This is a genomic window from Caballeronia zhejiangensis, assembly GCF_000698575.1.
GTDB classification, from domain to species: domain Bacteria; phylum Pseudomonadota; class Gammaproteobacteria; order Burkholderiales; family Burkholderiaceae; genus Caballeronia; species Caballeronia zhejiangensis.
This window is the reverse complement of the sequence record NZ_JFHD01000021.1, coordinates 67,259-89,812: the sequence shown is the minus strand read 5'-3', so window position 1 is coordinate 89,812 and position 22,554 is coordinate 67,259. Positions and strand designations below refer to the sequence as shown.

The 22,554-nt window shown below is 63.6% G+C and carries 23 protein-coding genes; 4 read left to right on the top strand and 19 right to left on the bottom strand.

The window, feature by feature from the left end:
* Positions 1–18: 18 nt before the first annotated feature.
* From BG60_RS23680 to BG60_RS23615, 14 genes are all read right to left on the bottom strand, one after another.
* Positions 19–1,830, bottom strand: a complete 1,812-nt coding sequence (locus BG60_RS23680) for a TadE/TadG family type IV pilus assembly protein (RefSeq protein WP_008352929.1) — start codon at positions 1,828–1,830, stop codon at positions 19–21.
* Complete coding sequence (locus BG60_RS23675) at positions 1,806–2,552, bottom strand: TadE/TadG family type IV pilus assembly protein (protein ID WP_008352928.1); 747 nt, start codon at positions 2,550–2,552, stop codon at positions 1,806–1,808. Before BG60_RS23675 ends, BG60_RS23680 begins: the two co-directional genes overlap by 25 nt.
* Positions 2,549–3,043, bottom strand: coding sequence for a TadE/TadG family type IV pilus assembly protein (locus tag BG60_RS23670; protein WP_008352927.1), 495 nt, complete (start codon positions 3,041–3,043; stop codon positions 2,549–2,551). Before BG60_RS23670 ends, BG60_RS23675 begins: the two co-directional genes overlap by 4 nt.
* Positions 3,040–3,915, bottom strand: coding sequence for a tetratricopeptide repeat protein (locus tag BG60_RS23665; RefSeq protein WP_008352926.1), 876 nt, complete (start codon positions 3,913–3,915; stop codon positions 3,040–3,042). The genes BG60_RS23670 and BG60_RS23665 overlap by 4 nt, the downstream gene beginning before the upstream one ends.
* Positions 3,912–4,877, bottom strand: coding sequence for a type II secretion system F family protein (locus BG60_RS23660; protein WP_008352925.1), 966 nt, complete (start codon positions 4,875–4,877; stop codon positions 3,912–3,914). Before BG60_RS23660 ends, BG60_RS23665 begins: the two co-directional genes overlap by 4 nt.
* Positions 4,874–5,848: a type II secretion system F family protein gene (locus tag BG60_RS23655; RefSeq protein WP_008352924.1), complete on the bottom strand. Its 975-nt coding sequence runs from the start codon at positions 5,846–5,848 to the stop codon at positions 4,874–4,876. Before BG60_RS23655 ends, BG60_RS23660 begins: the two co-directional genes overlap by 4 nt.
* Complete coding sequence (locus BG60_RS23650) at positions 5,845–7,269, bottom strand: TadA family conjugal transfer-associated ATPase (protein WP_008352923.1); 1,425 nt, start codon at positions 7,267–7,269, stop codon at positions 5,845–5,847. Before BG60_RS23650 ends, BG60_RS23655 begins: the two co-directional genes overlap by 4 nt.
* On the bottom strand, positions 7,269–8,489 hold the full coding sequence (locus BG60_RS23645) for a CpaE/TadZ family protein (RefSeq protein WP_008352922.1): 1,221 nt from the start codon (positions 8,487–8,489) through the stop codon (positions 7,269–7,271). The genes BG60_RS23650 and BG60_RS23645 overlap by 1 nt, the downstream gene beginning before the upstream one ends.
* Positions 8,490–8,509: 20 nt before the next feature.
* Positions 8,510–8,896, bottom strand: coding sequence for a CpaD family pilus assembly lipoprotein (locus BG60_RS23640; RefSeq protein ID WP_008352921.1), 387 nt, complete (start codon positions 8,894–8,896; stop codon positions 8,510–8,512).
* A 10-nt stretch (positions 8,897–8,906) separates the two neighbouring features.
* On the bottom strand, positions 8,907–10,295 hold the full coding sequence (locus BG60_RS23635) for a type II and III secretion system protein family protein (protein WP_033536724.1): 1,389 nt from the start codon (positions 10,293–10,295) through the stop codon (positions 8,907–8,909).
* 245 nt (positions 10,296–10,540) lie between these two features.
* Positions 10,541–11,503 carry a Flp pilus assembly protein CpaB gene (cpaB, locus tag BG60_RS23630; protein ID WP_008352917.1) on the bottom strand — a complete coding sequence of 321 codons (963 nt, stop codon included), beginning with the start codon at positions 11,501–11,503 and terminating at the stop codon, positions 10,541–10,543.
* A gap of 12 nt (positions 11,504–11,515) precedes the next feature.
* A complete protein-coding gene (locus tag BG60_RS23625) occupies positions 11,516–12,025 on the bottom strand; it encodes an A24 family peptidase (protein WP_008352914.1) in 510 nt (169 codons plus the stop codon).
* Positions 12,026–12,057: 32 nt separating this feature from the next.
* The gene (locus tag BG60_RS23620) at positions 12,058–12,249 is read right to left on the bottom strand and encodes a Flp family type IVb pilin (protein WP_008352913.1); all 192 of its coding nucleotides are present in this window, start codon (positions 12,247–12,249) and stop codon (positions 12,058–12,060) included.
* Between the two features lie 474 nt (positions 12,250–12,723).
* A complete protein-coding gene (locus BG60_RS23615) occupies positions 12,724–13,155 on the bottom strand; it encodes a low affinity iron permease family protein (protein WP_008352912.1) in 432 nt (143 codons plus the stop codon).
* A 54-nt stretch (positions 13,156–13,209) separates the two neighbouring features.
* On the opposite strand from BG60_RS23615, the gene BG60_RS23610 reads away from it, so the two are divergent.
* On the top strand, positions 13,210–13,782 hold the full coding sequence (locus BG60_RS23610) for a DNA-3-methyladenine glycosylase (protein ID WP_008352911.1): 573 nt from the start codon (positions 13,210–13,212) through the stop codon (positions 13,780–13,782).
* A 4-nt stretch (positions 13,783–13,786) separates the two neighbouring features.
* On the opposite strand, the gene BG60_RS23605 is transcribed toward BG60_RS23610, so the two are convergent.
* The 4 genes from BG60_RS23605 to BG60_RS23590 are packed head-to-tail and all read right to left on the bottom strand — an operon-like array spanning position 13,787 to position 18,375.
* Positions 13,787–14,977, bottom strand: a complete 1,191-nt coding sequence (locus tag BG60_RS23605) for an ABC transporter substrate-binding protein (protein ID WP_008352910.1) — start codon at positions 14,975–14,977, stop codon at positions 13,787–13,789.
* A gap of 31 nt (positions 14,978–15,008) precedes the next feature.
* Positions 15,009–15,716: an ABC transporter ATP-binding protein gene (locus BG60_RS23600; RefSeq protein ID WP_008352909.1), complete on the bottom strand. Its 708-nt coding sequence runs from the start codon at positions 15,714–15,716 to the stop codon at positions 15,009–15,011.
* Complete coding sequence (locus BG60_RS23595) at positions 15,713–16,498, bottom strand: ABC transporter ATP-binding protein (protein ID WP_008352908.1); 786 nt, start codon at positions 16,496–16,498, stop codon at positions 15,713–15,715. The genes BG60_RS23600 and BG60_RS23595 overlap by 4 nt, the downstream gene beginning before the upstream one ends.
* Positions 16,495–18,375 (bottom strand): ABC transporter permease, encoded by a 1,881-nt coding sequence (locus BG60_RS23590; protein ID WP_033536721.1) that lies wholly within the window; start codon positions 18,373–18,375, stop codon positions 16,495–16,497. The genes BG60_RS23595 and BG60_RS23590 overlap by 4 nt, the downstream gene beginning before the upstream one ends.
* 201 nt (positions 18,376–18,576) lie before the next feature.
* Here BG60_RS23590 and BG60_RS23585 point away from each other — a divergent pair, with 201 nt between their 5' ends.
* From BG60_RS23585 to BG60_RS23575, 3 genes are all read left to right on the top strand, one after another.
* Positions 18,577–18,768, top strand: coding sequence for a hypothetical protein (locus BG60_RS23585; RefSeq protein WP_008352906.1), 192 nt, complete (start codon positions 18,577–18,579; stop codon positions 18,766–18,768).
* 147 nt (positions 18,769–18,915) lie between these two features.
* Complete coding sequence (locus tag BG60_RS23580) at positions 18,916–20,250, top strand: glutamine synthetase family protein (protein ID WP_008352904.1); 1,335 nt, start codon at positions 18,916–18,918, stop codon at positions 20,248–20,250.
* A 13-nt stretch (positions 20,251–20,263) separates the two neighbouring features.
* A complete protein-coding gene (locus tag BG60_RS23575; protein ID WP_008352902.1) occupies positions 20,264–21,640 on the top strand; it encodes an aspartate aminotransferase family protein in 1,377 nt (458 codons plus the stop codon).
* On the opposite strand, the gene BG60_RS23570 is transcribed toward BG60_RS23575, so the two are convergent.
* On the bottom strand, positions 21,624–22,520 hold the full coding sequence (locus tag BG60_RS23570) for a LysR substrate-binding domain-containing protein (RefSeq protein ID WP_008352900.1): 897 nt from the start codon (positions 22,518–22,520) through the stop codon (positions 21,624–21,626). The genes BG60_RS23575 and BG60_RS23570 overlap by 17 nt on opposite strands.
* Between the last annotated feature and the right edge of the window lie 34 nt (positions 22,521–22,554).

The following is a 22,554-nucleotide window of genomic DNA, read 5'->3' as shown; positions in this document are numbered from 1 at the left end:
CCGCCTCGCCCGAAAACCTTACTGCGTAAGACGCAGCACGCCGAGATTGCCCGCGATCTGCTGGAAGATCTGATTGAGCGTCGTGTTGCTCGGCGCGTGATAGTAGTTGCCGGGGCTCGCGCAGTTCTGCATCGTCGTCTGCGCGCTCACGCTGGCCGTATCCGTTCCGTAAGTGCCGAACGTAATCGAATAGATGATGATGCCGTCCTGCTTCATCGCCGAGCACACCGCGAGCTGGTACGTATTGATGTCGTCGACGGAGCCCATCGACCCGGGGCCTTTGGGGAACACCGTGCTCGACGTCAGATCCGCGCGGCCCACGCCCGACAATCCGTTGAATGCCTGCGGCGGCATGAAGCCCGTCGATCCGCCCGGATCGTTCTCGCCGTCCGTCAGCACGATGACCACGCGCTGCAAGCCCTGCGTCGTCTCCGGGCGCGGCAAGGACGTGTCGGTCGAAATGAAGCCGTTGCCCGCGCCCGCCACATTGTCCGACCACGACGACTTCAGCATGCGCCAGCCCCACAGGAGACCGGTCGGGATCAGCGTCGAGCCGGCCGCCTTCATGTTGGTGATGGCGGTCGTCAGATCGCTCTGGCTCTTCGTGAGGAAGAGCGCAGGCGCGATGTTGCACGGACCATTGGTGCCGTAGTTGGTATTGCCGTTCTGATCGTAGGTCGTGGTCGAAGTCGAATTGCTGCTCGAATTGACGTACCACTGGTCGTAAATCGCGGGCGGCGTTGCGCCCGAGTATGTCGTACCGCACGAAGTCGTCACGCTGCCGCTCGTGAGATACGTGAGCGGCGCGCCGACCGTGACGGTCGGGTTGCTGTTGATCGTGCAGGTGGTGATCTTGTTCTTCGTCGATTTGGTGTACGTGTAGACCGAGAAGCTGTTCTTCGGCACGTTCCAGAAGAAGGGCCTGAAGTTCGGCGACGACGCCGGCTCGTAGGCCTCCGCGCGCAGGTTGCCGCCCGCGTCGCGCGGCTCGACCGCGCAGCCGCCCCAGCCCGAACCCTTCCAGTTCTTGCTGGCGGTCATCGACATATGCTGGGCGTTGTAGTTGTCGAACAGCGGCGTGATCCACTTGCCGGTGGGCTGCAACGCATTCTTCACGTTGACCATCGTCGTGAACGGCACGAGGCCGACATACGAATCGGTCGTGGACGACTGGAAGATGCTGGTGACGAGATTCTGCGCGGCCGCGCGCAAGCCCGTGATCTTCGTGCCCGCCGTGTAGTCCTTGGTGTTCGCGTAGTCGGACATCGAGCCGGTATTGTCGAGCACCATCACCAGTTCGAGCGTGCTCTTGGGCAGGCGCAGCGCCGCGTTGCTCGCGCTGACGGTCGCCGTGTCGGGATTGGTCTGGTTGTTGCCGCTGTCGGAACCCGTGTCCGTCTTGGCCTTGCCGAAGAAGACCGGCGCAAGCAGCGGCATCGAGCCGGATGCCGAGAGCTTGATGGTCTGCCCCGTCGCGGGCGCGCCCGTCACCGACGCCGAGAAATTCGCGTTGGGCATGTTCAGCGCCAGATAGCCGGACGGCATGTTGACGTCGTAGAACGCGCGCGCGTCGGTCTTCCAGTTGGCGAGATCGGCGGGCTTGGTGGTGTCGTAGTGCGCGAGATCCGCGCCCGCCGAGAGCGTCGCGACGTCGAGCGCCATCTGCATGCGCGCCTGCGTCATTTCGTAGTGGATCGAGTCGATGGCCATGCACATCGAGCCGATCATCATGCTCGCGCAGATCGCGAACATCATCGTGACGGCGCCCTCGTCGCCGCACACCAGATTGCGCGCGCTGCGCGCGCTCAGAGGGCCGTGCTGCTTTCGCATTGCGATGTCGACAAGGTCGAGGATGGGTTCGAGAGCGCCAGCACCTGCCCGTTGCGCGGACGAACGAAGACACGCTCGTAGATCGTCGTCTCGCCCGGTGCGCTGCGCCAGAACGGCGCGGTCATCGAGAACGGCGTGTAACGGTAGAAGACTTCGATCGCCACCGCCGAATCGCCGTAGCGGAACGGCCAGTTGCTCGGCACGACCTTCGTCGCCGTGACGCTCGACGTCATGCCCGTCGGCTGCCATTTCGGCTTCGCGCTCCACATGATCGCCGGCGTGCCCTTGGTCTGCGCGAGCGTTCCGCCCATCTGCGTGCAATTGCAGTTCACATTCTGGTCGCAGATCGCCGTGATGATGACGCCGCCCTTGCTGTCGAGCGTATTCGGCTGCGCGAGCGTGACCGCCGCCGCCCAGATCGACGTGAGGCTGTTCGCGTTGGTCGCGTTGTTCTTGTCCGACGTGTCGTCGATGACGTTGCTCATCTGGCCGATCGAATCCGCGAGCGTGAACGCCGTATGCTCGACGAGACTCACGGCGCGCATGTACAGATACAGCTCGGTGAAGCCGAGCAGGATCAGCAGCATCACGGGCACGACGATCACGAATTCGATCGTCACGGCGCCGCGCTCCGAGCGCATGAGCCGTTTCGACACCGAGCGCACGCGTCGCGTGACGGCCGCCGCGAACAGGGATCGCATCGTTGCGCTGACGGGCTTCATTTTTCGTTTTGCACGAGATAGTTGCGTTGGAAGGTCATCGAGTTGATGCCGAAGAGCTTCGGAATGCCCGAGAAGGTCGGCATCGTCACCGTGATCTGGTAGAGCACGACATCGCCGAAGCCGCCCATCGTGTCCTCGTAGTTGCCTGCGGAAATATCGTTGTACGAGTCGTACGCGTAGGTCTTGATATCGACGGTGCCGTTGATGTTCTTCCAGCCGCCGAGAATGTTGTTGACGATGCGCGCCGCCTCCTGGCTGCGCGTGCCGCTCGACGGATCGGTCGTCGTGAGCCCCGCGCGCGAGGCCTGCTGCGCCGCGTATTGCACGGAGGCGTCGACGATCATGTCGAGCGCGACTTCGACCGTGCCGAGAATCAGGATGAACAGCACCGGCGCGACGATCGCGAACTCGATCGCCGATACGCCGCGCTCGTCGCGCGCGATGCGCTTCCAGAAGCGGCGGTTTCCGAGCGACCGCGCGCGCAAGATCATTTCACGCTCGCCGTCTGGACCTTGGGCGTCGCGATCGCGGAGACGGCGACGCTCTTCGACGGCTGCGCGCTCGTCTGTCCGTCGCGCTCGCGCTGCAGTTCGTAGTAACGCAGGTTGTCGCGCACCGACGCCTTCGGCAAATCGCGCGACAGGATCGCGGCGGCGGCTTCATCGTTGCCGAGCAGGCCGTACGCGAGCGCGAGATTCTGGCGCGCTTGCGGCGGCGCGGCGGGAAAGCGCGTCACGTCGAGCAGCACGTTCGCGCCCTGACGCGGATCGCCCGACAGCGTGAGCGAAAGACCGAGATTCAGCGACAGCATCGGATCGCCCGGATTCGCGATCAGCGCTTCGCGCAGCAGCGCTTGCGCGCGCGCGTGATCGCCGGAGAGATCGAGCGCCGCGCCGAGGCCCGCGCAGGCGAGCGGATCGTTCGGCGTGATCGCGAGCACGCGATGATACGTCGCGATGGCGTCGGCGAAACGTCGTTGATGAATCGCCACGCGCGCGATGCCGATGAGCGGCGGCGTCGCCTTCGGATCGATCTGGCTCGCGCGCTGATAGTAGACGCCCGCGCGCGTGAAATCGCCGACGCCGTACAGCGTGTTGCCGAGACCCGTCAGGCCGGGCACGGACTTCGGATCGGCCTGCACGATCTTCTCGTACAGCGAAGTCGCGAGCTCGAAGTTGTTCGATTCGAGCGCCGTGTCGGCGATGCGCAGTTCGCTCATCGTGCTCGGCGCGGAGTTGCGCAGCACGGGGCGCGTTTCGGTCACCTGGCGCACGGTGGTCGTGCAGCCGGTGGCGGCCAGCACGAGTGCGAGCATGGAGGCGAGTGCCGCGATACGCGCGGTGCGTTGGAAGGATGGCTTCATTTATTTCCCGCGATGAACGCAAGCAACTGAATGACGGCAGGGCCCGCCGCGATCGAGATGATGGCGGGCAGAATGAACAGCATCATCGGCACGACCATCTTCGGCGCGAGCTTCGCGGCCTTCTCTTCGAGCGAGACGATATGCGCGAGACGCTCGGTGCGCGACAGCGTGCGCAGCGCCTGCGTGATGGGCGTGCCGTAGCGCATCGACTGCGTGAGCGTCGAGATGAGCGCGCGAATCGACGGCAGATCGATGCGCTCGGCGAGATTGTTGAGCGCGCGCGTGCTGTCGCCGGATAGCTTGAGCTCGTCGGCGGCGAGCGCGAATTCGTCGGAGAGCGGCGGGCAGATCGTCTTCAGCTCGTTGGCCACGCGCCGGATCGACACGCCCAGGCTGTTGCCCGCGTTCGTGCAAATGACGAGCAGATCGAGCGCATCGGGCAGGCAGCCGGCCATCATCTTGCGGCGGCGCGACGCCCGGAACGCGACCACGTACTCCGGCAGGATCATGCCGACGATGAACACCATCAGCATCGCGATGCCGCGTGCGGCCGGATACGCGCCGACCATCGGAATGCGCGAGCCGAGCATCACGGTGGCCGCCGCGCAGGCGAGCCCGCAGAAGAATTTCACCGCGAGCAGGATCGACACCGCGAGGTTGCTGCGATAGCCGCTGCGCACCATTTCCTTCTGCAGCTTGAGCCGATATTTCGCATCGAAGAACGGGATCTTGTCGCCGATGCGCGCGAGCCGGCGCATCACGCGCTCGCCGCGCGTCATCGTATCGCCGCCGTCGTCCGTCGCGACGTTGTCGGAGCGGTGCGTGGCCGCGGCCATGCGCGCGCGCTCCGCGATGCGCCCGCGCGTGCCGCCGTGCTTGGTCATCCACCAGATGGCGAGCGCGGCGAACAGGCCGAACAGCATCAGCAGATTGATGAGCGTTTCGAACTGGTTCTGGTTCATCGCGAGGTATCGAGTTTCGACATCTTGCCGATCACGATCAGGCCCACGACGATGGAAATCACGCCGAACGTGAGCACGTTGTTACCCGAATCGGTGTTGAACAGCACCATCAGATAGTCGCGGTTGAGCGCGTACATCGATCCCATGATGACAACCGGAATCGCCGCGAGAATCTTCGTCGTGATGCGCGCCTCGCCCGTCAGCGCCTTGGTTTTCTGGCGAATCTCGCGGCGCGTGCGAACGATGCCCGACAGGTTTTCCAATGTCTCGCCGAGCTGGCCGCCGGTTTCGCGCTGCAGCAGCAGACATACGCAGAAGAACGAAAAATCCGCGATCTCGATGCGCCGCATCGCCACCGCGAGCACTTCTTCCAGATCGAGGCCGACCTGCAGCGAGTCGGCCATCAATTGGAACTCGCTCTTGAGCGGCTCGCGGCATTCGCTCGCCGCGCTGCCGATCACCTGCGTCACGGGCACGCCCGCACGCACCGCGCGCACGATCATGTCGATGACATCGGGGAAGCCGTCGAGAAAGCGCTTGCGAAAACGCTCGACGAGAAAGCGGTACGACTGGGTCAGCGCGAGCGCCGGCAGGCCGATCGACACGAGCGGCGGCAGAAAATCCGGCATCGGCGCGAAACGGTTGACGATGACGGCGACGAGCTCGCCCGCGAGCGTCGCGACGATCACGATACGAAGGCCGTTCGCGCCCGCGACCGTGCGCAGGCGCGCGAGGCGCGGCCCGGTCCAGCGCGTGAAAGCGTTCTCGTGGCGATTGACGTGGAAGATGTCGAGATCGTGCTTGCTGGCCTTCGCCACGTTCGCGCCGCGCCCGGCGAACGATGTCTGCATGCGTTGGCGGATGCGCGACGGCGGCTGATTGTTGCGCATGTCCTGCACGATGACGACCATCACGCCGAGCAGCATCACGCAGACGAACGAAGCGACGGTGATGAGATTGACGAGGTTCATGGCTTCATCGCTTCCAGAAGCGCATCTTCGAGGCCGTAGTACGCGGCGCGCTGCGCGAAGGCCGGACGCACGGCGGCGGTTTCGAAGACGCCCTTCACTTCTTCGCTGTAGGCGCTCGCGTCGTAGCGGAACGTGAACAGATCCTGCGTGATGATGACGTCGCCCTCCATGCCGACGAGCTCGGTGATGCGCGTCACGCGCCGCATGCCGTCGCGCATGCGCTCGATCTGCACGATGAAATGCACGGCGCTCGCAATCTGCCGGCGGATCGACAAGAGCGGCAGGTTGCCGTTCGCCATCATCACCATCGATTCGAGACGCGTGATGCCGTCGCGCGGCGTGTTCGCGTGGATCGTGGTCATCGAACCGTCGTGGCCGGTGTTCATCGCCTGCAGCACGTCGAACGCTTCGGGGCCGCGCGTTTCGCCGAGGATGATGCGGTCCGGGCGCATCCGCAGCGCATTGCGCACGAGATCGCGCTGCGTCACGGCGCCGAGACCTTCGGCATTCTCCGGCCGCGTCTCCAGACTCACGACGTGCGGCTGCACGAGTTGCAGTTCGGCCGCATCCTCGATCGTCACCGTGCGCTCGCCGTGGCCGATGAAATGAGACAGCGCGTTGAGCAGCGTCGTCTTGCCCGAGCCGGTGCCGCCCGACACGATGATGTTGAGGCGGCATGTGCTCGCGAGCTTGAGCACGGTCGCCATTTGCGCGGACAGGTTGCCCTGCGTCGCCATGCGATGCAGCGTGATGTTGCGCTTCGAGAACTTGCGGATGGAGATCGACGCGCCGTGGATCGCGAGCGGCGGCAGCACGACGTTTACCCGGCTGCCGTCGGCGAGACGCGCATCGACCATCGGACTGCTTTCGTCGACACGACGTCCGACGCCCGCCGCGATGCGCTGCGCGACGTTGACGACGTGCGCGTTGTCGCGGAACTTGCAGTTGGTCAGTTCGAGCCGGCCGTGCCGCTCGACCCAGACCTGATCGGGACCGTTGACGAGCACGTCGGTGATGGTTTCATCGGCGAGCAAGGGTTCGATCGGGCCGAGACCGAACATGTCGTTCAGCAGCTCGCCGACGATCTGCACCTGCTCCGCGATCGTGACGTTCAGGCGCTCGCGCTCCGCGACATCGAGCACCAGCGTTTCGACCGCAGGCTTCATCTGCTCGCGCGTCTTGCCGACGGCCGCCGACGGATTCATCGCCGCGAAGACGCCCGCGCGGATCGTCTTGAAGAGATCGGAGCGCACGAGCGCTTCGTTGCCGTCCGGCTGCTGCGAGCGCACGGGCGCAGGCGCGGGCGCGGCGGCCTGCTTCTCGACGAGCGAAAGCGGCGGCGCCTCACCTTGCGGCTGTCCGTTCGCGCCGTCGCGGGAATCGGACGGCGGCTCCGCGCGCACCTGCTTTTGCCCGAACATCACGCCCTCCGGAGCTTGAACTTGCTCAGGAACGAGCGCTCGACCGTCGCGTGCTGGCCGGTGAGGTCATTGGCGATGCGCGCGATAGTCTGCGTGAAGCCGTTCTGCGCGCGCTCGACCGGCGCTTCGCCAAGGTTCTCGGCGGTCGCGAGCGCTTTCGGCTCGAACTGCACTTCGTGCAGCACGGTGCGGCCGATCGCCGTCATGAAATCCGTTTGCTGCACCTTCCCTGCGGCCGCCGCGTTCGGATTGTTGAGCACCACGGAAGTCGGCGGATTGTTGTCGCGATCCTCGATGTAGCGCAGCATGCGGATCGTCTCGCGCGTCGCATGCACCGAGCGGTCCGCGACGAGATACACGCGCGACGCGTGATCGAAGGCTTCGGCGGCGAGCGGGCCGTTGGGATCGCCGATATCGAGAATCACGTAGTGGAAGCTGTCGCACAGAAGCTCGACGACGCGGCGCAGCGCGCCCGGCTCGAACTGCTTCGTCGTGCCGTAGTCGATATCCGCCGACAGGATGAACAGGCGGCTGCCGTTCGAGACCAGCGTGCGTTCGACATATTGCGGATCGAGACGATGCACGTTCTGCAGCACGTCGACGAGGCCGTTGTTGCTCTGCGTGCCGAGCATGCTGTTGGCGGCGCCGCCGCACATCTTCAGGTCCACGTACGCCACGCGGCGATGCGTGTCCTCGGCGAGATAACGCGCGAGATTGAGCGCGAGCGTCGTCACGCCGACGCCGCCGCGCGCGCCCGCGAACGCGATGGTCTTGCCGGCGCGCGCGAGCGTCACCGGGCTCACCTTGCCCTCGGAGACGTTGACGGTGCGCTTGAGCAGCTCGACCGTCAGCGGCTTGACGAGATAGTCGCGCACGCCGATCTTGAGCAGGCTGCGGAACAGGCCGACGTCGTTGCGCTCCCCGATCGCGACCACCTGCACCGAGGGCTCGCACACTTCCGCGAGACGGCCGAGGTCGGAGAGCGGCATCACCGATCCTTCCAGATCGACGAGCAGAAAGAGCGGCGATCGCTCGATCTTCGACAGATGCGCGATGGCGTCGTCCACGTTGCCGACGGCGATGTGAACGTGCGGCATCGCCTGTTCGAGCACGAAGCTCTTCAGGACCTGCTCGGTCTTGCGGTCCGCCACGAACGCGATGAAGTCGGCGATCCGGACGCCCTGCTTGCCTTTGAAGAAGCTGATCTCGGTGGTGCTCATGTTCTCGGTCCGTGAAGGCGCTAGTTCGAATCGCGCGTCGACGACTTGTCGAGCTGGAGGACGTGGCCGGTTTCGTAGCGGCGCATCGCGCTGGCGGCGGTCGCGCCGTCGGCGGGGCCGAGCGGCTGCGGCGCGACGATATCGGCCGGATGCGCGAGCTGCGCCGCGAGATTCGTGTAGGTCGCGCAGCCCCATTGCATCGACGGGCGCTGCCTGCCGGCATCGGAGAGAACGGGCGGGCGCGAGAGCGCCGCGCAATCGGGCGGCACGGCGCCGGTGCCGTCATAGCCGATCACCGATTCGTTGGGCATGTTGCGCGGCGGGTGGAAACACCCGGACAGGCCGCACGCGAGCGCGAGCAGCACGGCGAGGGTCGAGACGCGGCTCGGGCGAAGTGCGAGTTTCATGGCTGGGCGCTCAGTAGACGTAGCCCGCCGCGCCGACGAGACGCGGTTCGGTTGCGGACGGCTGCGCGCCCGCCTTGCGCTGGAAGCTGTATTCGACGTCGCTCGAAGGCGAGATCAGCGAATCGAGCGGCGAACGCAGCTTCGCGGGATCGGTCGGCTCGACGAGATACGGCGTCACCATGATGACCAGCTCGGTCTTGTTGTTCTGGTAATTCGACGACGAGAACAGCTTGCCGAGCACCGGAATCGAGCCGATGCCGGGAATCTGCGAAACGATGTCGGTGGTATTGCTCTGCAACAGCCCGCCGATCGCGAAGCTCTGGCCGCTCGCCAGCTCGACGGTCGTATCGGCGCGGCGCACCGAGAGGCCCGGCACGGTCACGCCGCCGGTCGTCACGCTCGCGGTCGAATCGATCTGGCTCACTTCCGGGCGCACCTTCAGGCTGATGCGGCGTTCGTTGAGCACGGTCGGCGTGAAGTCGAGCTTGACGCCGAACTGCTTGAATTCGACCGAGATCGCGCCGTTGGTCTGCGAGACGGGAATCGGAAACTCGCCGCCCGCGAGGAAGCTCGCCGTCTGGCCGGACATCGCGACGAGATTCGGCTCGGCGAGCACGGTGAGCAGGCCTTCCTGATTCAGTGCGTCGATGAGCGCGCGAATGTCCGTATTGCCCGCCTTGAAGCCCGCGAGAACGGAGAACGCGTTGTTGGACGGCAGGTTGATCGGATACACGACGCCGCCGTTCGAACCGACGATCGGCTGGCTCAGATTCTGGATCGCGCGGCCCGCGAAGAGCCCGCCGAGCCAGTTGCCCGAATTGCCGAGCGCCTGCCAGTTGATGCCGAGCTGCTGCGTCACGTTGCGGTCCACTTCCGTGATGCGCACGCGCAACTGCACCTGCAGCGGACGGTCCACCGTCAGGCGGTTGATGAGCACTTCCTTGTCGGCGAGAAACGGCGTCAGCGCCTGCACGATCGCATCGGCATCGCTGGAAGTCGGCACCTGGCCGGAGACGAGCAGCGAGCCCTGGCCCGAGCTCGTCTGCAGGTTCAGGTTCGGAAAGCGCGCGGCGAGCATGTTGCGCACCGAGAGCATGTCGCGCGCGACGACCACGGTGCGCTGAAGCAGCGTCTTGTTGCCCGGCCCGAGCACATACAAGGTCGTCGTGCCGTTCTTCTTGCCGAGCACGAACACGGTCTTGGGCGAAGGCACATGCACGTCCGCGATCGACGGGTCGGCCACGAACACCGAAGTCGCATCCTCGGGCAGGCGCAGCATCGTGCCCTTGCCCGCGTCGAGCGTAAGCGGGCCGAGCGTGACGGCGGCGTCCGCCTGGGCGGCGAGCGCGGTCCGCGCAGGCGCCGCGGCGCGCACGCGAGTCTGCTGCGCGAGCTGCATGGCGGGCGCGGCGTCATCGCCCGGCTTCGTGGACATGACCGGCTGCGCCGCCGCTACGGACCCCGCCAGCAGCGCGCCGGCGCACGCGAGCGCGATTCGTGCGTTCCGCACGGTTCGCGCGCTCCGTCTTTCGATGCTGCTGAAGTCCAACTGCGTTCTCATGAGATTCGATCCTGGCACTGTGCTGCCGTGACTTGATGCTGCTGCTCCATATCGGCGCCGCGTTCGGCCGCGGCGGACGATGCTCATCGGGCCGGCACGCTCGGAATCGGCGGCGCGGCGTCCGACGATCCGCCGACCTGCGCGACCGTCGCACCGGCTTCGCCCTTCTCCGATCCGCGATAGATCGTGACCGGACGCGCGGGCGCCGCCACGCGAACCGGCGCGCTGACCTGCGTCTGGCGCGAGCGCGGCAGATCGCGGACGGCGCGCGAGATGTCGCCGGCCCAGATCGGCGCGTGCTGCGCGGACGATGCAGGCGCCGCCGCAGTCGCCGATGCGTTCGGATCGCGCTTGTCGGTCGCGAAGCTGCGCAGCGCGAGCGAAAGGGAACCGAGGCGCGCCGCCACGGCGACGACCTCGCCCATGCGCGGCGTCACTTCGAGCGTCACGGTGCGGGCGCGCGCGATGGGCTCGCTGCTGTCGCCGTTGTTCTTGGGCCGCTTGATCTCCGAGCCGACGGCCAGCACGCGTACGTGCTCGACCACGGTTTCGCTCGATACGGCCATGTCCGGCGAATCGGTGCGGCGCTCCATTTGCTGCGTCAGCAACAGATCGACGTAATCGCCCGGCTGAATCAGACCTGCGTTGCCGGAGACGTCATCGACCGCGACGGACACGGCGCGCATGTCGGGCTTGAGCGTCGCGGCGAGAAAGCCGGGTGCGTTCGGCAAAAAGACATCGGCCGCGGTCAGCACCGCGCCGCTCGCGGCCGGATGGCGCAGCAGCGCGCCCTTGAGGTCGGGCGCGTTCTGCGCGCCCGAAATGATCGCGTTGGGCGGAATCTGGTTGGCGGGCATCGCCTTCCACGCGAGGTCTTCGTCGCGCAGAAGCAGGCCTTGGGGCAGATCGGCGGCGCTCACCTGCACCTTCTCGGTCGTCACGGGCTGATTGGCCGGGCGCGAAGCGCTCGCGACCACGACGCGCACGATGAGCGCGATGAGCAGCGCGCCGATCAGAAGCATGGCGAACTTGATGATGTTGGACATGAGCGCGCCGTCCTATCGGATCGCAAAGAAAGGCATGAGCGCCGGCAGCACGATCACGAGACCGCCGCCGAGCGCGAGGGCCACGCCGTACGGAACGCCGCGCGCGCCGGAGAACATCGCGAGCGCTTTCATGGGCATGAACCGTTGCACGGGGTCCATGTGGCGCGTCGCGAGGCTGATGAGGGACACGACGGTCCCGATCACGGAAATCAGGGTTAAGGCGGGCAAGGACAAAGCGAGTCCGGCCCAGAGAAAAATCACGGAGGCGAGTTTCGCATCGCCTCCGCCCAGCATTTTCGCCGCGAACAGCACGGCGCAGACCAGGAATACGCCAATCGCGAGCAGCAGATGCACGATGACATCGTCGACCGGCATGCGGCGCGCCAGCGCGTCGGCAAAGAAGAGCGCCCCGACGACCAGCACGATTTTGGTCGGCAGGCGTCGGGAGCGCACGTCGATGACCGCGAGCCAGAGCAGCACGCAGAGCACGATCAGGCGGATGGCAAGAGACAAGAGCTGCACGTTGGTCTCGTTGTTGTGTGGGCGCGAGCCCTTTAGCTGCCGCTACCGGTGCTTTGTGCCGACGAGACCTTGCTGAACAGGCTCGAGAACATCGAGCTGACACTGTTGCTGAACGTGCTCGCCATCGCGCCGAGCGCCAGCACGACGATGCCGGCCAGGACTGCATACTCCATCGCGCTAACGCCGCGCTCGTCGCGCACGAATGCCTTCATCAGTTTGCGCATTTTTCTTTCCTTCAAGGGTTTAGGTAGGTGTGGACCCGGCAAAAGGAATACCGGGCAGGACCCATCCTAGCCATTTTGGGAAGGAATAACTTCGCGAATTAAAGCCTGAAATGGCCTCTTTCCGAGGTTTAGAAAAACGATGCGCGCGCCCTTTGTCGGCAACAATCCGAAATACTTTAGAGAGTGGATTTTTTCTTTTTTTATTTTTAACCAATCGACAAGACGGGCGCCCTATCGTTTTAAGCAGATCCCGCAAACTTTAGAGAAACCGTTTACTGATGTATGGCGAAATGCGCTCGTAAGAAACGGCTCGACAAAACCTGAGCGATTCCGGAGCCAGGCGCGCGGCGCAGCGCTGAGCGCGCCGCCGCGAAACCGAAAGATTACCTTTTATTACCTGCTTTTGTCACGCAGTTTGCGCAACTCGCAAGATTATTATCCAGGGCCGCTCTTTCATGCCTTTCCATGCAAGCTTTATCCATCGCGCTTCTCGTCTTGTGGAAAAGAAGGCATGTCGATATCGCTGCTTGCCGAGCGGAAATTATCGCGCGCTTCTTGCGCGAGCTTTTCATAACGCTTGCGAAAAACCGTGAGTTCCTTTTCATCGAGCTCTTCGAGATCGAGCAGCGCGTTATGCGCCTTGTCGATTGCGCGAATCAGTTCGTCGAGCTTGATCTGCATCGCTGCGGTGTCGCGGTTCTGCGTGTTCTGGATCAAAAACACCATCAGGAAAGTGACGATCGTCGTCGACGTATTGATGACGAGCTGCCATGTATCGCTGAAGTGAAAGAGCGGTCCCGAGACGGCCCAGACGATCACGAGCACCACGGCGATGACGAAGGTCGATGCGCGGCCCGCTAATTGCGCGAGCGCATTCGAGAACCTGAGAAACCACGAAGTCTTCATTCGGCGTCTCCTGAGCTTGAGGATCTGCTACGGGGCGCGGCTAGAATACCGCTTGTGAACACGAAGCCCAAACCCATCGATTTCTACGCGCCGTCCGAGATCGTCGCGCAACGCCTGATCGGCGCGATCGTGACCGTCGACGGTATCGGCGGCCGCATCGTCGAAACGGAAGCGTACGACCGCGAAGATCCGGCCTCGCATAGCTTCTCCGGTCCGACGCCGCGCAATGCAGCCATGTTCGGGCCGCCCGCGCATGTCTATGTCTATCGCTCTTATGGCATTCACTGGTGCATGAATTTCGTGTGCCGCGAAGCCGGTCATGGCGCGGGCGTGCTGATTCGCGCCATCGAACCGCTCGTCGGCATCGATGAAATGCGCGAGCGGCGCGGCCTTGCGCCGATCAAACTGCTGTGCTCGGGACCGGGCCGCGTCGCGCAGGCGCTCGGCATCACGCACAAGAACAATGGCATGTCGCTGCTCGAAGCGCCGTTTCATATCGAGCCGCCCGAGGAAGAATGCGCGATCGTTCAAGGACCGCGCATCGGCATCAGCAAGGCGATGGACGTGCCGTGGCGTTTCGGGCTTGCCGGTTCGAAATTCGTCAGCAAGCCCTTTCCGAAGGATTGACGCTTCAGTCAGCCGGACGCAGCTTCTTCACTTCATCGTCCGATGGCTGCACGCTCGCGCCATCGACATAACGGAAGGACGTCATCACGCCCTTGCCGTCTTTCAGCCCGGTTACGCCGACATACGCGCCCATCGTCGATTGATTGTCCTCCTTGCGATACGTGATCGGACCGAACGGCGTATCGACAGGCAAGCCCTTGAATGCGGCCGCGAGCTTGTCGGCGTCGGGCGAGCCCGCTTTCTTCAGGCCGTTCGCAATCGACATCATCGCCGTATAGCCGACGACCGATCCGAGGCGCGGATAGTCGTGATACTTCGCCTCGTAAGCGGCGACGAACTTCTTGTTCGCCGGCGTATCGATCGAATACCACGGATAACCCGTCACGATCCAGCCGACCGGCGCTTCCTTGCCGAGCGGATCGAGATAATCCGGCTCGCCCGTCAAAAGCGATACGACCGCGCGATTCTTGAACAGGCCGCGCGTATTGCCTTCACGCACGAACTTGCCGAGGTCCGCGCTGAAGAGCACGTTGAAGATGCCGTCGGGCTTTGCATCGGCGAGCGCTTGCGTGACCGCGCCGGCATCGATGTTGCCGAGCGGCGTCGCCTGCTCCGCGACGAACTCGACATCCGGCTGCGCGGCCTTCAGCAAGCGCTTGAACGTGGCCACCGCCGATTGCCCGTACTCGTAGTTCGGATAGACGAGCGCCCAGCGCTTCTTGCCGAGTTTCGCGGCTTCGGGCACGAGCATCGCGACCTGCATGTAAGTCGAAGGACGCAGCCGATATGTGTACTTGTTGCCGTCCTGCCAGACGATCTTGTCGGTGAGCGGCTCGGCTGCGAGGAAGAAGATGCGCCGTTGCTTGGCGAAGTCCGCGAGCGCGAGACCCGTATTCGACAGATAACCGCCGAACAGCAATTTCACCTGCTCGCGCGCGACGAGCTCTTGCGCGACGCGCACCGTATCGCCGGGATTGCCGTTGTCGTCGCGCGAGACGACTTCGAGCTTGTTGCCGTTGATGCCGCCCGCCGCGTTGATCTCGTCGAGCGCGAGATTCCAGCCGTTCTTGTACGGCATGAGAAACGCGGGCTGCGCCTTATAGCTATTGATCTCGCCGATCTTGATGGTGTCGGCGTGCGCGGCGAACGCCATGCCCGCTGCGATGGCCGCGATAGTGAAGCGCATTGGCGCCATTGAATCTTCTCCTCTCCGTTTGAATGATCGTTTAAACGCCGAGCAACTCGCGGCGCGCGGCATCGTCGCGCGCGAATGCGTGCATCGGGCCTTCATGGCGAATCTGCCCTTTTTCCAGCACATAAACGCGATCGCTGACGAGTTCCGCGAAATGCAGATTCTGTTCCGACAGCAGTATGGCGAGCCCTTCGCGCTTCAGTTCGAGAATCATATCGGCCATTTGTTCGACGATGACAGGCGCGACACCTTCCGATGGCTCATCGAGCAACACGAGGCGCGGATTGCCCATCAGTGTGCGCGATACGGTCAACATCTGCTGCTCGCCGCCGCTCATGCGGCTCGCGCGGCGATTGCGCATTTCGCCGAGATTCGGGAACACGCGAAAGAGCTTTTCGGGCGTCCACGATGGCGCATCTTCGCGCGGCGGCTGCCGGCCCGTGTCGAGGTTCTCCATCACCGTGAGATCGCCGAACACGCGGCGATCTTCGGGCACGTAACCCAGCCCCTTGCGCGCGATGCGATGCGGCGCCATGCCCGCGATGTCTTCGCCCATGAACGACACCGCGCCCGATATGCGCGGCAGAAGACCCATGACGGCTTTCATCGTCGTGGACTTGCCCGCGCCGTTGCGGCCCATCAGCGCGACCACTTCGCCTCGTCCGACTTCGAAGCCGACATCGAACAGTATTTGCGCGCGGCCATGGAACGCATTCAACGCATCGACTTTGAGCAGCGTCATGACGATGCCCCCGCATTCAACGCCGCACGCGGCGCATACGATGCGCCCGTGCCGAGATAGACCTCGCGCACGCGGGCATCGTTGCGGATCGCTTCGGCATCGCCTTGTGCGATGAGACGTCCGCGCGCGAGCACGATCAGCTTGTCCGCATGTGAAAAGACCACGTCCATGCTGTGCTCCGTGAACAGCACGCCGATGTTGCGCTCTTTCGCTAGACGCGCGGTGAGCGTCATCAATTCATTGCGTTCCTGTGGCGCCATGCCAGCGGTCGGTTCGTCCATCAACAAGAGCTTCGGATGATTTGCAAGCGCGATAGCAAGCTCGACGCGCTTCACGTCGCCGTATGCGAGCACCGCGCAACTGCGGCGCGCATGCATCGCCATGCCGACGAGACCGAGCAACGCCATCGCATCGTCTTCCCTCCACGATTCGACGCGCCCGAACAGCCTGTAGATGCGCCGCTCGCGCGACAGCAATGCCATCTGCACGTTTTCGAGTACGGTCATCGAATTGAAGGTCGCGGCGATCTGAAACGTGCGCGCGACGCCACGCCGCCAGATATCGCGCGGACGCATACCCGCGATATCGTGACCGTCGAAGCGGATCGCGCCGGAAGTCGGCTTGAGCTGACCGTTGATCATGTTGAAGCACGTCGATTTGCCCGCACCGTTCGGACCGATGAGCGCGAGCAATTGACCGGCTTCGAGATCGAATGAAACGTCGTCGACGGCGTGCACACCGTCGAACGACTTCGAGAGATGCGCGACGGATAGCAGGCTCATTGCGCCTCCCTGAAAAAGCGCTCGCGCACGAAACCCGCGATGCCTTGCGGAAACGCGATGACGAGCACGAGGATCGCCGCGCCGAGCAGCGCTTGCCAGTAGTCGGTCTGACGCGCGACGGCATCCTGCAGCCAGGTGAACACGCTCGCGCCGACGATCGGACCGGCAAGCGTCTGGATGCCGCCGAGCAGGACCATCACGAGGCCGTCGACGGAGCGGCCCACGCTGATCGCTTCCGGCGAGATGTTGCCCTTCGAGAACGCATAGAGCGAACCCGCGAGCCCGCACACGAGCGCCGCGACGATGAACGCGGCCCACTGCACGCGCGCGACGTTCACGCCGATCGCTTCGGCGCGCAACGGCGAATCGCGACCGGCGCGCATCGCGAGACCGAGCGGCGAGAAAAGCATGCGCCGCAAAAGCCATACGCCGATGACGGCGAAGAAGAGCGTGAGGTAGTAGAACGCGACGGGAGACGATAGCCACGGTGACGGCCAGATGCCCAATATGCCGTTGCTGCCGCCCGTCACGGCATCCCATTGAAAGACGACGGACCAGACGATCTGCGCGAACGCGAGCGTGAGCATCGCGAGATACACGCCCGATAAGCGCACGCAAAACCAGCCGAACACGATCGCGCCGATGCCCGCAATCAGCGGCCCGAGCACGAGCGCGGCTTCCATTGGTAACGCGAATACCTTGAGAAACAGCGCCGCGCCGTATGCGCCGAGGCCGAAGTACGCCGCATGACCGAACGAGTGCATGCCGCCCGGTCCCATGATGAAGTGCAGGCTCGCGGCGAACAGCACCGCGATCATGATCTCGACGAACAGCACGGGCATGTACGGAAACGCATCGGCGGCGAGCGGCGCGAGCGCAAGCGCGATCACGGCGATGAACGCCGCGATCCTCATGTTTCGCGTGGCGGGTAGCAAAGGCCGGTCGGCGGGCGCGGCGGAACGTGCGATCGTCTGCGGACGGCCGAAGAGTCCCCACGGACGCAGCACGAGCACGACCGCCATTACGACGAACTCGGCGACGAGCGTGAACTTCGACAGCGAGAAGCCGACGCCCATGATCGTTATGTTCCCGATGCCGATGCACATCGCCTTGATTTCGGCGATCAATAGCGCGGCGACGAACGCGCCCGGAATCGAGCCCATGCCGCCGACCACGACGACGACGAACGCATTGCCGATGGTCTCGATATCGAGCGAAAGATTCGCCGACATGCGCGGCACCTGCAGCGCGCCGCCGAGTCCCGCGAGCATCGCGCCGACGAAGAACACGCCGGTAAAGAGCCACGCCTGATTGACGCCGAGCGCGCCGAGCATCTCGCGATCCGCGCTCGCCGCGCGCACGAGCGTGCCCCAGCGCGTGCGCGTGAGCGCATACCAGAGCATGAACAGCACAAGCGGGCCGATGACGATCAGCGCGAGGTCATAGGTGGGCAACGCATGACCGAGCAGTTGCACCGCGCCTTCGAGATGCGGTGCGCGCGGGCCGAACAGATCTTCCGGTCCCCAAAGCCACAGCGCCGCATCGCGAATGATGAGCACGAGCGCGAACGTGGCAAGCAGATGAAACAACTCCGGCGCGCGATAGATGCGCCTCAGCACGCTCACTTCTATTACTGCGCCGATCGCGCCGACCAATAGCGCGGCGCCCGCGATCGACGCCCAGAACCCCGCGACGCTTTCGCCGAAGCGGCTCGTCAGGCTGTACGCGACATACACGCCGAGCATATAGAGCGAGCCGTGCGCGAAGTTGACGATGCGCGTGACGCCGAAGATCAGCGACAGTCCCGAAGCGACGAGAAAGAGCGCAGAAGCATCGGCGAGGCCGTTGACGAGTTGAACGAGCAGGTTGGAGAGCATCGGCTCTGTGAGCATTTCGGCGGAAAGAGCCGACATTATCGATGAATTGCGCAACCTTCTCGTGGCGCGACAGAAACATCCGGCGTGAAAACCACTGGAAAAAACGTATTGACGGCGTTTATGTCTCGTATATGCTCGCTGAAGGGCAATTGTCGGCATGGGCAATCGCTCTGCAAATCCACTCGACCAACGAGTCTTATCGTGAAAGTCCAAAGCCCTCTGGCACGCAGGAGCCATCACTCCCGCGCCGATCGCTGCGGCAAGCTTCCCGATCGCCGCTTCCTGTCGGTTCTGACTGTCCTCTCCCGCCGCTGCGTGCGGCGTCGCAACGCGATTTCCGCGCGCGCGTTCATCGCGGTGCATTGTGTCGGCGCGGCTTCGCTGCTGCCGTAGCGCCTCCTCTCGTTTTCTTCTCGAGCTGCTGTTGGTCCGCGCGCGTGCGCCCGCACGCGTGAACGCGCGCGTCCTGCTTCTTCGCGCATTCGCGATGCATCGCGAATGCCGTGGACGCGTGCGCCCTATCGAAACGTGAGAACGAACATGGAACGCATCGACGAATTCCTGCGAAAACATCGCATCACCGAAGTTGAAGCGATCATTCCCGACATGGCCGGCACCGCGCGCGGCAAGATCATTCCGCGCAGCAAGTTCGAATCGGGCGAAGCGATGCGCCTGCCGCAAGCCGTGATGATCCAGACCGTGACGGGCGACTATCCCGTCGATGGCAGCTTCACCGGCGTCACCGATCCCGACATGGTCTGCGTGCCCGATCCCGCGACGATCCGCCTGATTCCGTGGGCCACGGATCCGACCGCGCAAGTCATCCACGATTGCGTGCATTTCGACGGCACGCCTGTCGCCATTTCGCCGCGTCGCGTGCTGCGCGAAGTGCTTCATAAATTCGCCGCCAAGGGCTGGCGGCCTGTCGTCGCGCCCGAACTCGAGTTCTTTCTCGTCGACATGAATCGCGATCCCGATCTGCCATTGCAACCGCCGGTCGGCAGAACGGGGCGCGCGGAAACGGGGCGTCAGGCGTACTCGATCGATGCCGTCAACGAGTTCGATCCGCTTTTCGAAGACATCTATGAATACTGCGAGATGCAGGAGCTCGAAGTGGATACGCTGATTCACGAAGTGGGCGCGGCGCAGATGGAAATCAACTTTCTGCATGGCGATCCGCTCAATCTCGCGGACCGCGTGTTTCTTTTCAAACGCACGGTGCGCGAGGCCGCGCTGCGCCACAAGATGTACGCGACCTTCATGGCGAAGCCGATGGAAAACGAACCCGGTTCGGCGATGCATGTGCATCAGAGCCTCGTCGATGACGAGACCGGCCGCAATCTCTTCACCAATCGCGAAGGCGAACCGACGGGACTCTTCTATAGCTACATCGCGGGCTTGCAGAAATACACGCCCGCGCTCATGCCGATCTTCGCGCCGTATATCAACTCTTATCGCAGGCTATCGCGCTTCATGGCCGCGCCGATCAACGTGCAATGGGGCTATGACAACCGCACCGTCGGCTTTCGCGTGCCGCACTCGTCGCCGCAGGCACGACGCATCGAGAATCGCATTCCGGGCGTCGATTGCAATCCGTATCTCGCGATTGCCGCCACGCTCGCCGCGGGTTATCTCGGCATGACGCAACATCTCGAACCGACCGAACCGCTCGCGAGCGATGGTTATCGCCAGCCTTATCAATTGCCGCGCAATCTCGACGAAGGCCTCACGCTGATGGGCGCTTGCGAGCCGCTTGCCGAAATGTTCGGCGAGAAGTTCGTGCGCGCCTATCTCGCGCTGAAGGAAACCGAATACGAAGCGTTCTTCCGCGTGATCAGTTCGTGGGAACGCAAGCATCTGCTATTGCACGTTTGAAGGAGCCGACAACATGAACGATCGAATCGATTCGACGGCGCATTACCGCGCGCTCGACGCCGCGCATCATCTGCATCCGTTCTCCGATATGGGCGCGCTCAATCGCGCGGGCAGCCGCGTGATCGTGAAGGCCGAAGGCGTGTATCTGTGGGATTCGGAGGGAAAGCGCATCATCGACGGCATGGCGGGCTTGTGGTGCGTGAACGTCGGCTATGGACGCCGCGAACTCGCCGATGCCGCACTGAAACAGATGCAGGAACTGCCTTACTACAACACCTTCTTCAAGACGACGCATCCGCCGATCATCGAGTTATCGGCGATGCTTGCCGATGTCGCGCCCGCGAAGTTCAATCGCTTTCTCTATTGCAACAGCGGATCGGAGGCCAACGATACGGCGCTGCGCGCCGTGCATCGCTATTGGGCCGTGCAAGGACAAACGAAAAAACGCTATGTCATCGCGCGTGCGAATGCGTATCACGGCTCGACGATCGCGGGCGCAACGCTCGGCGGCATGAGCTATATGCACGAGCAGATGCCATCGAAGATGGAGCATGTCGCGCATATCGATCAGCCATACTGGTTCGGTGAAGGCGGCGCGATGAACGAAGAGGAATTCGGCATTGCGCGTGCGCGTCAGCTCGAAGATATGATCGTCGAACTCGGCGCGGAGAACGTCGCCGCTTTTATCGGCGAGCCGTTTCAGGGCGCGGGCGGCGTGATCTTTCCGCCATCGAGTTATTGGCCGGAGATCGCGCGCATCTGCCGCAAGCATGACGTGCTCTTGATCGCCGATGAAGTGATCGGCGGCTTCGGCCGCACAGGCGAGTGGTTCGCGCACGAGCACTTCGGCTTCGAGCCGGATGTCATCACGATCGCAAAAGGTCTTACGAGCGGCTATGTGCCGATGGGCGCCGTCGCGCTATCGGATCGCATCGCGAATGCAATCGTGAATGGCGGCGAATTCAATCACGGCTTCACGTATTCGGGGCATCCGGTCGCGGCTGCGGTGGCCGTGGCTAACCTTAAGTTGCTGCGAGACGAAGGCATCGTCGCGCGCGTAAAGCACGATGCGGGGCCGTACTTTCAAAAGCGATTGCGCGAGGCGTTAAGCGATCATGCGATCGTCGGTGAAATTGCGGGCACGGGGCTCGTCGCCGGCATTCAGCTTGCCGAAGATCGCGCGACGAAAAAGCGCTTTGCCAATGGCGACGATATCGGCACGATATGCCGCGACTTCTGTTTCGCGGGCAATCTCGTGATGCGCGCGAGTCACGATCGCATGTTGCTTTCGCCGCCGCTCGTCGTCACGCATGACGAGATCGACGAAATCGTCGATAAAGCCCGCGCCGCCATCGATGCGACCGCGCGCGCGATCACGCACGCCGCGTAGCGAAGTATTCCGCCGCCATGTGCCTAAACGCCGTGACGGCGGGATTGTCTTGATCGGCACGCCACGCCATGCTCATTTCGGCCTGAACGGCGTTGCCCGCAATTTCCCTGAACTCGACACTGTCGTAATGAAACCGTTGCGACGATGCGGGCAGAATCGATACGCCCAGCCCTGCACGCACGAGCGAAAGAATGGTCGGCGTCTGATCGATGTATTGCGTGAAGTGCGGCTTCACTTCATCGGCGACGAGCATGCTCATGATGCGGTCGTAGAAGTATTTGCCGTGCGTGGGCGAATGCATGATGAAGGGCTGCTCGTGCAACTGCGTGAGTTCGAGCCGGTCGAAACGGCACAGCGCGTGTCCCGCAGGCAATGCGACGATCATCGGCTCGCGGTCGACGAGAAGAAACTCCACTTTCTGCCGCGAAGGCAGCGGCCGCATGAAGCCGAGATCGATCGCGTTTGCCTCGAAGGCTTCGATCTGCGCGACGGAAATCATCTCGAGCAGCACGACGTCGATATCGGGCAAATCGCGCTTCGCAGCGACGAGCAGTTCGGGTATCAGCTCATAGCCCGCCGCGCCCGTGAAGCCAATGCGTACGCGCCCGGTCTTGCCCTTGCTCGCGCGCCTCACGGTGCTTTCGGCTTGCTCGGAAAGATTGAGCAGGCGCGTTGCATCGGCGAGAAACACGCGCCCTTCGGTCGTCAGCTTGACCGTGCGCCCGACGCGCTCGAACAGCTTCACGCCGAGGTTTTCTTCGAGCAGATGAATCTGTCTGGAAAGCGGCGGCTGCGTCATGTTGAGCAGCGCGGCCGCGCGCCTGAAGTTCAGTTCCGTCGCGGCCGCAACGAAGCAACGTACTTGTCCGAGATCGAGCATTCGTAATCGACGTTGAGGTGATGGCCGATCATTA

Excerpts from the sequence above, each read along its gene's own strand:
- BG60_RS23570 (WP_008352900.1), bottom strand. The coding sequence starts at position 22,520 with ATGCTCGATCTCGGACAAGTACGTTGCTTCGTTGCGGCCGCGACGGAA.
- BG60_RS23595 (WP_008352908.1), bottom strand. The coding sequence starts at position 16,498 with ATGAGCCTGCTATCCGTCGCGCATCTCTCGAAGTCGTTCGACGGTGTG.
- BG60_RS23620 (WP_008352913.1), bottom strand. The coding sequence starts at position 12,249 with ATGCGCAAACTGATGAAGGCATTCGTGCGCGACGAGCGCGGCGTTAGC.
- BG60_RS23650 (WP_008352923.1), bottom strand. The coding sequence starts at position 7,269 with ATGTTCGGGCAAAAGCAGGTGCGCGCGGAGCCGCCGTCCGATTCCCGC.
- BG60_RS23665 (WP_008352926.1), bottom strand. The coding sequence starts at position 3,915 with ATGAAGCCATCCTTCCAACGCACCGCGCGTATCGCGGCACTCGCCTCC.
- BG60_RS23670 (WP_008352927.1), bottom strand. The coding sequence starts at position 3,043 with ATGATCTTGCGCGCGCGGTCGCTCGGAAACCGCCGCTTCTGGAAGCGC.
- BG60_RS23635 (WP_033536724.1), bottom strand. The coding sequence starts at position 10,295 with ATGCAGCTCGCGCAGCAGACTCGCGTGCGCGCCGCGGCGCCTGCGCGG.
- BG60_RS23655 (WP_008352924.1), bottom strand. The coding sequence starts at position 5,848 with ATGAACCTCGTCAATCTCATCACCGTCGCTTCGTTCGTCTGCGTGATG.
- BG60_RS23605 (WP_008352910.1), bottom strand. The coding sequence starts at position 14,977 with ATGGCGCCAATGCGCTTCACTATCGCGGCCATCGCAGCGGGCATGGCG.
- BG60_RS23580 (WP_008352904.1), top strand. The coding sequence starts at position 18,916 with ATGGAACGCATCGACGAATTCCTGCGAAAACATCGCATCACCGAAGTT.
- BG60_RS23645 (WP_008352922.1), bottom strand. The coding sequence starts at position 8,489 with ATGAGCACCACCGAGATCAGCTTCTTCAAAGGCAAGCAGGGCGTCCGG.
- BG60_RS23590 (WP_033536721.1), bottom strand. The coding sequence starts at position 18,375 with ATGCTCTCCAACCTGCTCGTTCAACTCGTCAACGGCCTCGCCGATGCT.
- BG60_RS23600 (WP_008352909.1), bottom strand. The coding sequence starts at position 15,716 with ATGACGCTGCTCAAAGTCGATGCGTTGAATGCGTTCCATGGCCGCGCG.
- cpaB (WP_008352917.1), bottom strand. The coding sequence starts at position 11,503 with ATGTCCAACATCATCAAGTTCGCCATGCTTCTGATCGGCGCGCTGCTC.
- BG60_RS23675 (WP_008352928.1), bottom strand. The coding sequence starts at position 2,552 with ATGAAGCCCGTCAGCGCAACGATGCGATCCCTGTTCGCGGCGGCCGTC.
- BG60_RS23575 (WP_008352902.1), top strand. The coding sequence starts at position 20,264 with ATGAACGATCGAATCGATTCGACGGCGCATTACCGCGCGCTCGACGCC.
- BG60_RS23615 (WP_008352912.1), bottom strand. The coding sequence starts at position 13,155 with ATGAAGACTTCGTGGTTTCTCAGGTTCTCGAATGCGCTCGCGCAATTA.
- BG60_RS23640 (WP_008352921.1), bottom strand. The coding sequence starts at position 8,896 with ATGAAACTCGCACTTCGCCCGAGCCGCGTCTCGACCCTCGCCGTGCTG.
- BG60_RS23680 (WP_008352929.1), bottom strand. The coding sequence starts at position 1,830 with ATGCGAAAGCAGCACGGCCCTCTGAGCGCGCGCAGCGCGCGCAATCTG.
- BG60_RS23660 (WP_008352925.1), bottom strand. The coding sequence starts at position 4,877 with ATGAACCAGAACCAGTTCGAAACGCTCATCAATCTGCTGATGCTGTTC.